Source organism: Halorubrum kocurii JCM 14978 (assembly GCF_000337355.1).
Taxonomy (GTDB): domain Archaea; phylum Halobacteriota; class Halobacteria; order Halobacteriales; family Haloferacaceae; genus Halorubrum; species Halorubrum kocurii.
The window spans coordinates 1-13,237 of record NZ_AOJH01000071.1 but is presented as its reverse complement, the minus strand read 5'-3'; the positions used below and the strand labels follow the sequence as shown (position 1 = coordinate 13,237).

At 69.9% G+C, this 13,237-nt stretch carries 15 protein-coding genes; 9 read left to right on the top strand and 6 right to left on the bottom strand.

What is annotated here, in order from left to right:
* Positions 1–22: 22 nt before the first annotated feature.
* Both C468_RS11235 and C468_RS11230 read right to left on the bottom strand, forming a co-directional pair.
* Positions 23–1,312: an MFS transporter gene (locus tag C468_RS11235; protein ID WP_008849008.1), complete on the bottom strand. Its 1,290-nt coding sequence runs from the start codon at positions 1,310–1,312 to the stop codon at positions 23–25.
* Positions 1,313–1,315: 3 nt separating this feature from the next.
* Positions 1,316–1,792, bottom strand: coding sequence for a rhodanese-like domain-containing protein (locus tag C468_RS11230; protein WP_008849007.1), 477 nt, complete (start codon positions 1,790–1,792; stop codon positions 1,316–1,318).
* A gap of 90 nt (positions 1,793–1,882) precedes the next feature.
* Between C468_RS11230 and C468_RS11225 the strand changes: the two genes are divergently transcribed.
* Both C468_RS11225 and C468_RS19010 read left to right on the top strand, forming a co-directional pair.
* On the top strand, positions 1,883–2,608 hold the full coding sequence (locus tag C468_RS11225) for a helix-turn-helix domain-containing protein (RefSeq protein WP_008849006.1): 726 nt from the start codon (positions 1,883–1,885) through the stop codon (positions 2,606–2,608).
* Positions 2,605–2,856, top strand: a complete 252-nt coding sequence (locus C468_RS19010) for a hypothetical protein (RefSeq protein ID WP_008849005.1) — start codon at positions 2,605–2,607, stop codon at positions 2,854–2,856. The genes C468_RS11225 and C468_RS19010 overlap by 4 nt, the downstream gene beginning before the upstream one ends.
* 2 nt (positions 2,857–2,858) lie before the next feature.
* Here the strand turns inward: C468_RS19010 and C468_RS11215 are convergent, their stop codons facing one another.
* Together C468_RS11215 and C468_RS11210 are read right to left on the bottom strand one after the other, a co-directional pair.
* Positions 2,859–3,521, bottom strand: coding sequence for an HD domain-containing protein (locus C468_RS11215; protein ID WP_008849004.1), 663 nt, complete (start codon positions 3,519–3,521; stop codon positions 2,859–2,861).
* A 9-nt stretch (positions 3,522–3,530) separates the two neighbouring features.
* On the bottom strand, positions 3,531–4,226 hold the full coding sequence (locus C468_RS11210; protein ID WP_008849003.1) for a phosphoribosyltransferase: 696 nt from the start codon (positions 4,224–4,226) through the stop codon (positions 3,531–3,533).
* Positions 4,227–4,765: 539 nt separating this feature from the next.
* On the opposite strand from C468_RS11210, the gene gatB reads away from it, so the two are divergent.
* From gatB to C468_RS11180, 6 genes are all read left to right on the top strand, one after another.
* A complete protein-coding gene (gene gatB / locus C468_RS11205) occupies positions 4,766–6,211 on the top strand; it encodes an Asp-tRNA(Asn)/Glu-tRNA(Gln) amidotransferase subunit GatB (RefSeq protein WP_008849002.1) in 1,446 nt (481 codons plus the stop codon).
* Between the two features lie 34 nt (positions 6,212–6,245).
* Positions 6,246–6,521 carry a ubiquitin-like small modifier protein SAMP2 gene (samp2, locus tag C468_RS11200; protein WP_008849001.1) on the top strand — a complete coding sequence of 92 codons (276 nt, stop codon included), beginning with the start codon at positions 6,246–6,248 and terminating at the stop codon, positions 6,519–6,521.
* Positions 6,518–6,991: a GNAT family N-acetyltransferase gene (locus C468_RS11195; protein ID WP_008849000.1), complete on the top strand. Its 474-nt coding sequence runs from the start codon at positions 6,518–6,520 to the stop codon at positions 6,989–6,991. Before samp2 ends, C468_RS11195 begins: the two co-directional genes overlap by 4 nt.
* Positions 6,992–7,071: 80 nt before the next feature.
* Positions 7,072–7,479: a hypothetical protein gene (locus C468_RS11190; protein ID WP_008848999.1), complete on the top strand. Its 408-nt coding sequence runs from the start codon at positions 7,072–7,074 to the stop codon at positions 7,477–7,479.
* Positions 7,480–7,609: 130 nt separating this feature from the next.
* Positions 7,610–8,407 (top strand): 23S rRNA (uridine(2552)-2'-O)-methyltransferase, encoded by a 798-nt coding sequence (locus C468_RS11185; RefSeq protein WP_008848998.1) that lies wholly within the window; start codon positions 7,610–7,612, stop codon positions 8,405–8,407.
* A 180-nt stretch (positions 8,408–8,587) separates the two neighbouring features.
* Entirely contained in the window at positions 8,588–11,077 is a 2,490-nt protein-coding gene (locus C468_RS11180) for a methyl-accepting chemotaxis protein (RefSeq protein ID WP_008848997.1), read from the top strand.
* A 9-nt stretch (positions 11,078–11,086) separates the two neighbouring features.
* Here the strand turns inward: C468_RS11180 and C468_RS11175 are convergent, their stop codons facing one another.
* Both C468_RS11175 and C468_RS11170 read right to left on the bottom strand, forming a co-directional pair.
* Positions 11,087–11,581 carry a dihydrofolate reductase gene (locus C468_RS11175; RefSeq protein ID WP_008848996.1) on the bottom strand — a complete coding sequence of 165 codons (495 nt, stop codon included), beginning with the start codon at positions 11,579–11,581 and terminating at the stop codon, positions 11,087–11,089.
* Between the two features lie 83 nt (positions 11,582–11,664).
* Positions 11,665–12,729 carry an alanine dehydrogenase gene (locus tag C468_RS11170; protein ID WP_008848995.1) on the bottom strand — a complete coding sequence of 355 codons (1,065 nt, stop codon included), beginning with the start codon at positions 12,727–12,729 and terminating at the stop codon, positions 11,665–11,667.
* 162 nt (positions 12,730–12,891) lie between these two features.
* Here C468_RS11170 and C468_RS18385 point away from each other — a divergent pair.
* A partial coding sequence (locus C468_RS18385; protein WP_008848994.1) for a hypothetical protein occupies positions 12,892–13,237 on the top strand: 346 nt, incomplete at its 3' end.

Here is a 13,237-nt window from a genome sequence, read left to right as displayed (position 1 = left end):
CCGCGCCANGCTCGGGCGGCGGCTAGTCCTGTGCGATCGGCTCGGGCGGCGACTCGGGTGCGGGGGCGGGCGGCTCGTGGGTCCCGAACTCGGGATGCGTCTCCTCCATCCAGACGTACACGACCGCGCCCGAGAGGAACATCAGGACGGCGGTCAGGTAGAACGCGGCCTCGGCGTTGACGAACTCCATCGAGAGGCCGATCAGGACCGCGCCGACGGCGTAGCCCGAGTCGCGCCACATCCGGTAGACCCCCATCCCGGCCGATCGCCAGGTCGGGTGGGCCGCGTCGCTCGGCACCGTCATCAGGTTCGGGTACAGCAGCGCCATCCCCAGCCCGGAGACGCCGGCCAGAACGGCCCACGGGAGGTACCCCTCGACGAGGACCATCCCGAGCACGCCCGCGCCGGCCAGGAACATCCCGGCGATGACCGGCGGCCGTCGCCCGATCCGGTCCGCGAGGCCGCCGGTCCCGATCTGGAGGAAGTACATCGCGCTGTGGACGCCGACCACGGCCCCGACCGCGGCGATGTCGAGCCCCTGTCCGAGCAGGTACAGCGGGACGGCGATCCAGAACAGCGTGTCGACGAAGTTCTCGACGTGACCGGCCTGCGCCGCCGCGAACAGCGTCCGGTCGCCGTAGGTCGCCCGCTTTACCACCTCCTTGAACGGGAGGTTCGCGTCGCGGGCGTCGTCGTCGCCCTCGGCCTGCGCGTACTGGACGGTCTCTTTGATCAGGAAGACCGAGATGAGGAACGCCAGCACCACGACGACCGCGAGGAAGTAGAACGGCTCCGGCCGGAGGCTCCACTGGCTGGCGATGACGCCCGTGACCCAGGCGCCGACGGCCACGCCGGTGTAGCCGAACGACTCGTCGATACCGACCGCGAGACCGCGCTGTTCGGGGCTCGCGAGGTCGATCTTGGCGTTGATCGCCATGCTCCACGTCAGCGCCTGGTTGATCCCCAGCAGGACGTTCCCGACGGTGATCCAGCCCCAGCTCGGGGCGAAGATGAGGATGACCGGCAGCGGGAGCGCCGTGACCCACCCGGCGACGAGCACGGGCTTGCGGCCGTACTCCTCGCCCCACTTGCCGGCGTAGAGGTTGAGGATCGACTTCACGACCCCGAAGGAGACGACGAACGAGCCGATCACGAGGAACGACTCGACGCCGAGGACCTCCTCCCCGAGCGCGGGGACGACGGTCCGCTCGGACCCGATGGTCAGCCCGGTGGCGAAGACGAGCAGAACGTGCAGCGAGAACTGCCAGCGGTGTTCGCGGATCCCCTGTTTGACGTCAGTTACCGTACTCATCGGTCACTCGGCCGCGCAGTTGTTCGGCCCCAGCTCCAGTTCGGCCAGTTCGTCCGCCGGAACCGACTCCCGTCCCACGTTCGTGCGCTTGACGCGCTCGAAGTTCGGCGGGTGGTCCGGAACGTCCGACGCGAGCTCCTCGACGAACGCCTCGCGGTCGAGAGCGAGGTCCGCGTTCCGGCTCCGGACCTCGCCGAGCGTCACCGCGTCGTAGCCCAGCTCGCGGAGGACGTCCGTCGCGGTCTGCGAGACGACGCCCTCGGCGCAGACGGTGACGATCCGCGACTCACGGGGGAGCGCGGAGAGCGCCGGCTTGGCGCGGTCGGGGTCGCCGGTCAGCTCGTCGTACACGTCGACGTTGACGCTGCCCGGGATGTGCCACTTCTCGAACTCCGCTTCGTGGCGGATGTCGAGGACGAGCGGTCCCTCGTCGTCGTTTCGCAGCTGTTCGCTGAGCACGTCCGGCGATAGCGTCTGCATCGGTGTTCCGGAATAGCGGGTGTGCGGGCATACCGTCACTGCCGGACATGACCGGCACTGTTAATCAGCGGCAGTTCCAAACTCCCACGTATGAGTCTGTACGAGGCCTCCATCCGAGTCAAACACGAGTGCCCGTACCGAGAGATCTCGGAGCGGCACCCGGACCTCACGATACGCGAGTGGCCCCTGAGCGACTGTCAGGTGCTCGAGATCACGACGGAGACGACGCCGACGGACGAGCTGCTCGAGGACATCGAGCGGATCGGGACCGTCCTCCACGAGTCGGAGGGCGACGGCGGGTACCACGTCGTCACGCAGTCCTGTCTCTGTTCGCTCGAACAGTCCGTCGTCGACCGGTTCGAGCGACACAACTGCCTGTATCAGGCGCCGACGATCTACCAGCAGGGCTGGGAGCACTACACGGTGGTCGCGTTCGACGCCGACGACGTGCACGCGCTGCTCGGGAACCTGCGGTCCGACAGGGAGATCGAGCTGCTCTCGAAGACCTCGATCTCGGAGGCGCAGGTCCCGCACAGCATGCTGGCGCCGGCGAACCAGCTGTTCGAGGACATCACCGACCGACAGCTGGCGGCGCTCCAGTTGGCGCTCGAGCGCGGCTACTACACCCAGCCGCGGAAGACCTCGCTGCGGGATCTCGCGGACCTGACGGCCGTCGCTCGCTCCACGTACGAGGAACACCTCCGGAAGGCGGAGAACAAGCTGCTCACGAATGCGGGGCAGTACCTGCGGCTGGTCACCGCGACGTCGACGGACGACCCGCTGGAGGTGGAGGAGACGGCACGGGCCGCGCCGTGAGCGACGTCGAGAGCTTCGTCCGGTTCTGCGACAGCGAGTTCGGGACCGCCGTCATGGACCGCGAGGCGGCGTACGTGCGGCGGCACGTCACCGCGGGCGACCGAGCGCGGCCGGCGGTCTGCTTCGCGCACGTGACCAACCAGATGGGACAGACCGAGGAGGACTTCGAGAAGGGAGAGGCGGACGGCAGCCGAGACGCGTTAGAGGTGATCGACGCCGCCGCGGCCGCCTGGCGCGCGTCCGACTGAGTTCACGCCCCATCGCGAGCGGCCCGGTACAGCTCTTGGAGCCGGGCGAACAGCGCCCGACCCGTCTCGGTCCGGAGTCGGGGTTCGGTCGTCGCGAAGAACTCGTCGAGGTCGTCGTACTCGCGGAACGCGCCCGGGTCGCCGTCGGCGGGGTCGTACCGGTCGCCGCGCTCGTAGAGCACCGCCTGGAGGCAGACGTCGAGCAGGTCGCACTCCTTGACGAGCACCGCCTCCGGCGACTCGCGCGCCTCGTACGCCTCCCACGCCTCCCGGACCCGGTCGGGGAGCGGTCCGGCGAGGTCGCGCATCGCCTCGCGCTCGGCGGCCGCCTTGGCATCGGGGTCGACCGTGTCAGCCGTCGAGTCGGCGCGGGTCGCGACGTCGCCGGTCTCGGCCTCCGCGACGTCGTGGACCACCGCGAGCCGGAGCGCGCGGTCGAGGTCGAGTCCGGGGAGGTCCGTCCGGAAGCGGTCGCCGAGCGCTAACACGAGGTACGCGACGCCCCACGTATGCGCGGCGACCGACTCGGGGGCGTCGACGCCGCGGAGCTGCCAGCCCGTGCGCCGCTCGTCTTTGAGGGCGTAGGCGTCGAGGAGGGCGTCGAGGGCGAGTTCGTCGGGGGAGTCGGGAGCCTCGGCGTCCGGATCCGGTTCGTCTCCGGCCATCGCGGGCGGTTACTCGGCGAGCGTCCAGGCGTCCTCGCCGGCGCGGTCGGCCACGTCGCGGCGGACCATCTCGTCGAGCACCTCGTCGAGGCGGCCGGCCTGGGCGACCTCCATCTCGATGCGGCCGATGCTGTGGTACTCCTCGAGGTAGTGGCGGACGTCCTCTCGGTCGAACACGTCCTGGTCGGCGCGCTCCATGGCGCCCTCGGTGAGGTCGATCATGTCTTCGAGGAAGTTCCACGGGTAGACGACCCACGTCCACTGCTCGAGCCGCTCCCCGACGAAGTCGGGCTGGAACTCGGAGGTGCCGAGCAGCTGGAGGGTGGCGGTCCGGACCTCGCCGGCGTTCCGGTCGTCGACGTACTCCTCGGCGCGGCGGATCGAGCCGCCGGTGTCCGCGATGTCGTCGATGATCAGGACGTCCTTCCCCTCGACGCTCCCCTCCGGCATGGGGTAGCGGATCCGGGGCTCGTCGCTCTTCTCGGCGGCGCCCACGTAGTGCTCCATCTTCAGGCTCGTGAGGTCGTTGAGGCCGAGGAAATCGCAGATGCACCGCCCCGCGAACCAGCCGCCCCGGGCCAGCGCGACGACCACGTCCGGCTCGAAGTCGGCGCGTTTCACCTCGTTCGACACGTTGCGGCAGAGCCCGTAGATGTACTCCCAGTTTGTGAGGGTGCAGTCGAAGTCGTCCGGGAGATCGCTCATACGGCCGTTCCTCCCACCCGCGCGCTCATAAGGGTTTAGCAACGCCTCCGGAAGGGGGCGACCGCGGCGAGCGACGCGGCGCAACTCACGTAGAATTACTGCGGTGGCGCGTGCCGACGAGCGGCCGGCAGGCCGCGAGTCGCACGCGCGAGGGANGGCGCTTATAAGCGCCGGCCGACGAGGCTGGGGAGGCGCGAGGCTGCGGTACCGTGCGGGCGGTGGGACTCAAAGGGGCAGCCGCGAGGGCGGCGCAGACGACGCAAGCACCGCAACGAGGGAGCGCCAGCGACCGAGTGAGGCGCGCAGCGAGTGTACGCCGCCCTCGCGGCTGGGGCTTTGGAGGTGTTCGCTGTCGATCCGTGCTCAATTATTTATAAACGAGCGGCTGGGCCTTTGGAGACGTTCGCAGCGTCACCGACGGTGACGACGAGAAGCGGAGAAGCACAGAGAGGGATTCTCGAATCCGCGCCAGTTCGGCACAAATCCGCATCGTATCGGTCCCGACACGATTTAGGTGACCCGCCCGCAACGGGTCGGTAATGAGCACTCAGGCCGCGACGGAGGAGCGGACGGTCGTGATCGGGCTGGAGGTCCACGTCCAGCTCGAGACCGACACGAAGATCTTCTGCGGCTGCTCGACGGAGCCCGGAGACGACGAGGAACCGAACACGCGCACGTGCCCGACCTGCCTCGGGCTCCCGGGCGCGCTGCCGGTCCTCAACGAGGCCGCCGTCGAGGCCGCCGTGAAGGTGGGGAAGGCGATCGACGCCGACATCCCCGAGACGACGACGTTCCACCGGAAGAACTACTACTACCCCGACCTGCCGAAGAACTTCCAGCTCACCCAGTACGACGCCCCGATCTGCCAGTCCGGGGAGCTGGAGGTCCGCGTCGACAGCGAGCCCCGGACCATCGGGATCACCCGCGCGCACCTCGAGGAGGACCCCGGGAGCCTCCAGCACGCCGGCGGCTCCATCGAGTCGGCGACGCACACCCTCGTGAACTACAACCGCGCCGGGACGCCGCTGATGGAGATCGTCACCGAACCGGACTTCCGCTCGCCGGCGGAGACGCGCGCCTTCCTGGCGAAACTCGAAGAAGTCCTCGAGTACCTCGGCGTCTTCGACCCGACCCGCGACGGGAGCCTGCGCGTCGACGCCAACGTCTCGCTGGTCCCCGAGCGCGAGGTCGCCGAGGACGGCACGATCACGGACGACGCCCTCGCCGACGTGAACCGCGCCGAGGTGAAGAACATCTCCAGCCACAAGGGCGCCGAGCAGGCGCTCGCGTACGAGGTCACCAGACAGGAGAACGTGCTCCGTCGCGGCCGCGAGATCGAACAGGAGACCCGCCACTGGGACGAGGCGCGCGGCGTCACCGTCTCGATGCGCTCGAAGGAGGCCGAGAAGGACTACCGCTACTTCCGGGAGGCCGACCTCCCGGCGCTGGAGGTGTCGGACTGGAAAGAACGGATTCCGATCCCGGAGCTGCCCGACGCCCGCCGGGAGCGCTTCCGCGAGGAGTACGGGCTCGACCGCGAGTCCGCCTCGAAGCTCACCTCGACGAAGGCGGTCGCCGACTTCTTCGAGGACGTGGCCGAGCAGTTCGACCCCGAGCTCGCCGCGACGTGGGTGGCCGACAACCTGCTCGGCGAGCTCAACTACCGCGAGATGTCGATTACGGACGTGGAAGAGCGCCTCGACGAGTTCACGCGCCTGATCGAGCTGGTCGCCGCCGAGGAGCTCACCGTGAAGAACGCAGAGGAGGTCGTGCTCCGCGAGATGCTCGACGAGGGCGACGACCCCGAGACCGTCATCGAGCGCGAGGGNNNCCCCCTCGCGCCATCAGAGATGTGTATAAGAGACAGCCACGACGGCGACGAGGGCGCGATCAACTTCCTCGTCGGGCAGGTGATGCAGGCGACGGGCGGCAGCGCCGACCCGGGCGAGGTGAACGGGCTGCTCCGCGAGGAGCTGGACGGGTAGCGCCCGTGAGCGCCCTCGTCGAGACCCCGGACCGATGAACGTCTCCGTCGAAGTCGTCGGCGAGGGGACGACCGAGTACGACCTCCCCGACGACGCCACCTACGCCGACCTCATCCGCGAGGCCGGCTACCACCCGCAGGAGGCGTCCGCGCTGGTCGACGGCTCGCCGGTCCCCGGGGACCGCGTCGTCGACGCCGACGAGGTGCGGCTGCTGAGACTTATAAAGGGCGGCTCGGCGGAGGGCGGTCCGACGAACGGCGATCCGGCGGAGGGCGGTCCGGCGGAGGGCGGTCCGGCGAACGACGCGTGAGCGGGGGATCCCCACCGGCGGAGCCGCCTGACGATATCGCGATCGAGACGGCCTCGGCGAACGACCGACTCGATGTCCTCCGCGTGCTCGATGCCGCCATGCTGGAGACCGACCCCGGAGTCGTCGACGCGGCGATCGACGCCGGCGACGCCCTCGTCGCGCGATTTGACAGAACGAACGCGGTCGCCGGCGCGCTGATCGCGACGCGGCCCGAGCCGGACCGCGTCCACGTCGACGCCGTGGCCGTCCGGCGGGCGCGTCGCGGGCGGGGGATCGGCTCCGCGCTCGTCGCCGCGGCGGTGCGACGCGCCGAGCGTGACGCCGCGGTTTCGGTCGTCACCGCGGCGTTCGACGCCGACCTGCGGGCGTTCTACGCGGACCTCGGCTTCGCGGTCCGGCCGGACGGGGACGCGGACCGCCTGTGGGGGCGAGCGGCCGTGGGCGGAGGGAGCGAAGAAACGTCGTCGTGAATCGGCCGCAAGCGGCGCGTCCGACTCGCGGCTGACTGAGCTTTTTCCGTGTGGTATTCGTACACATAGATCCCCCAAGGATGTCCTCTACATTCGGTCCCCGCGAGACGCTCGGTGGTAACGACGTCGAGGCGGTCGACTCGATCGACTGCCCCTGGCTCCGGTCGACCGCGTCCGCGGAAACCCGGGCGGGGAGGAACCGGCTCCCCGGCTACCACCACCGGGTCCGCGTCGCCGTGCTCGCGGCCGAGGTGGAGGCGCTCGAAGCGGAGGTGGAGGCGCTCGAACAGATCGTCGAGTCGAAGGAACAGGAGCGCCAGCAGATGATCGACAACTACGAGGCGATCGTCGCGGCCCGGTCGGAGGCCGAGCCGGACCCAGACGCGGAATCCCCCGCGGCCGATGAGACCGCGGGATGGCGACCGCTGGGCGCGGTCGCGTCCGCCCTGGAACGGGTGGCGGCGCGGTTGCGACGCCCGAACGAGTAGCCGCGCGTCTCGTCCTCGACGGAGGCCTCGCATCCGATGTCCATTTCCGGGTCGGTCCCGTCGTTCCGGGTATGAGCGCTAGTTCGCCCTCGATTTCGGCGGTCCCGTGCCGAACCGTGGTGAGAGAGAGATGAGCGGTAAAGACGAATACTACAACCGGTCGAAACAGCAGGGGTACCGGAGCCGCGCCTCCTACAAGCTGAAACAGATCGACGAGGAGTCGGCCCTGTTCGAGCGCGGCGACACCGTCGTCGACCTCGGCGCCGCGCCGGGCGGGTGGCTCCAAGTCGCCGCCGAGGAGGTGGGGGAGTCGGGCACCGTCGTCGGCGTCGACCTCCAGCGCATCGACGACTTCGAGGAGCACGACGTGGAGACGATCCGCGGCGACATGACCGAGGAGCGCACCCGACACTACCTGCGCGAGGCGGTCGGCGAGCGCGGCGCGGACGCGGTGATCTCCGACATGGCGCCGAACATGACCGGCGAGTACGCCCTCGACCACGCCCGGTCGGTCCACCTCGCGCGGCAGGCGTTCGACGTGGCCGAGGAGCTGCTCGCGCCCGGCGGCGACTTCGTCGTGAAGGTGTTCCAGGGCGAGGACCTCGACGCCTTCCGCGAGGACGTCCGCGCGGAGTTCGAGTACCTCCGGACCGTCTCGCCGCCGGCCTCCCGCGACTCCTCCTCGGAGGTGTACCTCGTCGCTAAGGGGCTGAACACCGCCCCCGTCGCGGCGGGCGATCGGATCGAGGTGACGGTCGAGGAGCGCGGCGACGAGGGCGACGGGATCGCGTACGTCGAGGGGTACTCGCTGTTCGTCGACGACGCCGACGTGGGCGAGACCGTGACCGTCGAGGTCGACGACGCCAAGCCGCGGTTCGGGTTCGCGACGCGGGTCGACGGGGACGGGAGCCAGCACACCGACCAGTAGACGTCGGTCACGAGAGCCAGCACACCGACCGGTAGACGCCGGTCACGAGAGCGAGCACACCGACCGGTAGACGCCGATTGCACCGAGCGTACCGGCGAGTGACCGCCGGCCTCGAGTTCGTTATTAAGGTAGATAATTCGCGTCGAGCGATTATATACCCCCGCGCGAAACCAGCGGCAAATGGATCGCAACGGCACGGGGGAACGGTCGAGCGAGGCGGAGACCGACGGCGAGCTCAGAGTGGGCTCGAACGGCCATCGCTCGGGGGAAGAGCCGTCACAGCCCACGGACGCGGAGGCGACGCGGACGGCGAAAACGACGCGGGCGACGCGGACCGGGAGCGGCGGCGCGCCGATCGAGGCGTTCCGCGAAGTCGCGGCGCGGCTCGCCGACGGCGACCTCGGGGCGCGCTTCCCGGAGGCGGAGGCGAGCGGGGACGCCGCCGCGCTCGCGAGCGACCTCAACGCGTTCGTGGAAGGGGTCGCCGAGACGCTGTCCGCGGCGGAGGGGTTCGGCGACGAGGTCGCGGGGGCCTCGGAACACGTGCGGTCGAACGTGGCGCGGGCGAAGGAGCACAGCGACGACGTGTACGAGGCGGTCGACGGGATCGAGGCGGCGGCGACCCGCCAGCGCGACGACATCGCGGAGGCGACCCGAGAGTTACAGAGCGTCTCGGCGGCGACCGAAGAGGTCGCGGCGTCGGCGGAGGAGGTCGCGACGACGGCCGGAAACGTCGCCGAGCGCGCCGACGAGGGCAACGACGCCGCAGCCGCGGCGATCGAGGAGCTCCGGGTGGTCGACGAGCGCACCGAGACGGCGCTCGACCGCGTCGAGGAGCTTGAGGCGGAGGTCGCGGCGATCGAAGACGTCACGGACCTCATCCGAGACATCGCCGACGAGACGAACATCCTCGCGCTGAACGCCTCCATCGAGGCCGCTCGGGCGGGCGAGGCCGGCGCCGGGTTCGAAGTCGTCGCCGAGGAGGTCAAGAGCCTCGCCGAGGAGTCCCGCGACGCGACCGCCGAGATCGAGTCGTCGATCGGCTCGGTGCACGACGAGACCGACGCCACCGTCGCGGAGATCACGGACATGCGCGACCGGGTCGGCGAGGGCATCGACACCGCCGAGAGCGCCCTCGAAGCGTTCACGGACCTGACCGACGACATCGAGGAGACCACGAGCGGCGTCGAGGAGATCAGCGACGCGACCGACGACCAGGCGGCCGCGATCGAGGAGGCCGTCGACATGGTCGAATCGGTCGGCGGCCTCGCGGACGACACCGCCGAAGACGCCGCCGAGGTGACGACGATCGCCCACACGCAGAAGACGTCGCTCACGGAGGTTGCGGCCGGCGCGTCGACGCTGAACGACCGGACGGGAGCGCTCGACGACCGGCTCGACGCCTACGATCTCGCCGGGAGCGCGGCGGGCGACGACGACACGGTCGTCGAGTTCTGGCACGCGCTCAGGGGGCGCAAGGCGCGGCTGCTCGACGAGTTCGTCGACGAGTTCGAGGCGGTGACCGACGGCGTCTCGGTCCGCCCCTCCTCGAAGGGGAGCTACCGGGGCGTGTTCGACGCCACCCTCGCGGCGGCCGAGCGAGGCGAGCCCCCGGCGATCGCGCACCTCTACGAGATCGGTACCAAGCGCGCGCTCGACAGCGGGGCGTTCGCCCCGGTCGAGGACCTGCTCGCGGAGAGTCGGCTCGACCCCGACGACCTCCTCGACCCCGTCGCGAACTACTACCGGACCGACGGCCGGCTCCACTCGATCCCGTTCAACGCCTCGACGCCCGTGCTCTACTACGATCGGGCGGCGTTCGAGCGCGCCGGGCTGAATCCGGACGACCCGCCGTCGACGTTCGCCGAGGTGCGACACTGCGCCGAGCGACTGGTCGAACGCGGCGTCACCGAGACCGGGATCACGTTCGCGAACTACTCGTGGTTCGTCGAGCAGTGGTTCGCCGAGGCCGGCCAGCCGCTCGTCGACGCCGAGAACGGACGGGCGGGAACGCCGACCGAGGCGTCCTTCGACAGCGAGGCGGGCGAGCGCGTGTACGAGTGGATCGCCGACATGGCGGCCGACGGCCTCTACCACGACCCCGGAATCGAGGCGCGGGGGCGGGCGCGGGAGGCGTTCCACGAGGGGCGCGCCGGGATGCTGATCGGGTCGACCTCGGCGATGGTCGGCGTTCGCGAGGGCGCGTCGTTCCCGGTCGGGACGGGGTACTTCCCGGTGGCCGACGAGCGCCACGGGGTCGTCGTGGGCGGCGGCTCGCTGTGGGTCGCCGATCGGGCGTCGACCGCGCAGCAGCGGGCGGCCGCCGCGTTCCTCGGGTGGCTCGCCGCGCCGGAACAGCAGGCGCGGTGGCACCGGGAGACGGGGTACTTCCCGGTCCACGAGGGCGCCGTCGACCGGCTGGCGCGGGACGGCTGGTTCGACGAGAACCCCGGCTACCGAACGGCGATGGACCAGCTGCTGGACACCGAGGAGTCGCCGGCCACGACCGGCGCGCGGATCGGCCCGTTCGACACCGTCCGGACGCTGGTCGCCGAGGCGTCCGTCGAGGCTCGGGAGTACGGCGTCGGGGAGGCGCTCGACAGGCTCACCGAGAGCGCGGAGCTACAGCTCCGGTCGTACGCGGAGAGCGCGGGAACGGACGCCCGATAGACCGGGCGGTCAGGCGGAGTCGTCGCGCCGGGCCCACTCGCGGAGCGTGAACCGGTCGAACGCGGACTCGGCGGCGACGGTCCACTCGTCCGGGTCCCACGCCGGGTAGAACGTGTCGCCCTCGTAGCTCTCCGCGACGTGGCTGAGCACCATCCGGTCGAGGTGCGGTTGAAACAGCTCGTAGATCGCACCGCCGCCGAGGACGTAGACGGGGTCGTCGCCGCCCGCGATCTCCGCCGCGCGTTCGATCGCCGCGTCGACGCCGTCGGCGACGACCGCGGTCGGCACGTCGACCGAGTTGACGCTCCGGCTCACGACGATCTGGCGGGACCCGGGGAGGTCGTCGCGCATCGAGTCGAAAGTGCGGCGGCCAAGAATCACCGGCGAGCCCGCGACGCGCTCTCTGTACTGTCGGACGTCGGCCTCGATGTGCGGCCACGGTACCTCGCCGTCCCGGCCGATCGCACGGTTCTCCGCGAGCGCCGCGACGCTAACGAGTTGCACGACTCCCGTAGGAGCGCGGGCGACAAAAAGCGGTCGGGCGGGAGCAACGGGGGCGGGACGCGGAGAGGCGAGAACGGCCTGCGCTACTCCGCGAGCCCGAGGAGGTCGAACGGGTAGCCGTTGCCGTCGGCGTCGGCCTGCTCGTAGACGACGCGGGCGGCCGCCACGTCCTGGATCGCGAGGCCGGTGGAGTCGAAGACGGTGACGCCGTCGACCCCGGCGTTCCGCGTCCCGCCGGCGGCAGCGTCGCTCCCGGACCCGGCACCGGCTCGACCCGGGCGGTTGCCGACGACGATCTCGCCGATCTCGCCGTAGATGTCGTCGTCGGTCAGGTTCCCCGCGGCGTAGGGGACGTTGATCTCGCCGGAGTGGGTGCACTGCTCGTGGTCGTCGATGACAATCGTCGCGTCCGAGAGGAGCCCGTCGGCGAGTTCGTGTTTGCCCGCCGCGTCCGCACCCATCGCGTTGACGTGGGTGTGATCGCCCACGTCGCCGGGTCCGACGATCGGCTCCTCGACGGGGGTCACCGTCGAGAGCACGTCGCAGTGGCCGGCCTCCGAGACCGAGCCCGCGCGCACGTCGAACCGGTCGTCGAAGGCGTCGATGAAGTCGGCGACGCGCTCCTCGTCGAGGTCGCTCACGACGACCTCCTCGATGTCGCGGACCGCGGCGATCGCCTCCAGCTGGGTGTACGACTGGACGCCGGCGCCGACGATCCCCAGCGAGGTCGCGTCCGGGACCGCCAGCTCGTCCGTGGCGACCGCGGCCGCCGCACCCGTGCGTTTCATCGTGAGCGTCGTGCCGTCGAGGATCGCGAGCGGGAACGCCGTCTCGGGGTCGGAGTAGATCATCGTCCCCATCACGGTCGGGAGGTCGTGGTCGGCGGGGTTGTCGGTGTGGACGTTGACCCACTTGATCCCGGCGGCGTCCCAGCCGTCGTCCTCCGCGGTGTCCTCGGTTCGCACGTCGAGGTAGGCGGGCATCGACCGGAAGTCGCCGTTGTACTCCGGGAGGTCGATGTACGACTTTGCCGGCATCTTGGCGTTCCCGCGCTCGTAGGCCGTGAAGGCGCCGCGGACCGCGTCGATGACGCGGTCCATGCGGGCGTTCTCGTCGACGTCGTCGGCGTTCAAAAGCAACGTCTGCATATCGCAATCTTTGCCGGACGGGTACTTAGGTTTTCAAACACGCGGCGAGCGACGTCGACACTCGTCGAGAGGCGCGCCGTCGCGACGAGACAGACGGTCTAAGTGAGAATTAATCACAGTGTCGAGCGCATTACAATACGCTCCCGTTCCGTCCGTATCCGTATGTACGGCCGCGAGCTCGCCGTCGCGTGGCTCTGTGTGGCGATCCTCCTGTCGACGCTCGCTCTCGCCGGGGGCGTCGTCGGAGGAGCCTCAGCCGCCGGAGCCGACGGTGAGGTCCACGTGACGAACGTCGAGTTTGCAGACACTGACGGCGACGAGGAAGACGATTCAGACGAAGAAGGCGATGATGACGATTCTGACGAAGAAGACGACGGTGACGAGGAGGAGAATTCCGACGATGGATCTGAGGAAGACGATTCAGACGATGAAGGCGATTCCGACGAAGAAGGCGATGATGACGATTCCGACGAAGAAGGCGATGATGACGATTCCGACGAAGAAGGCG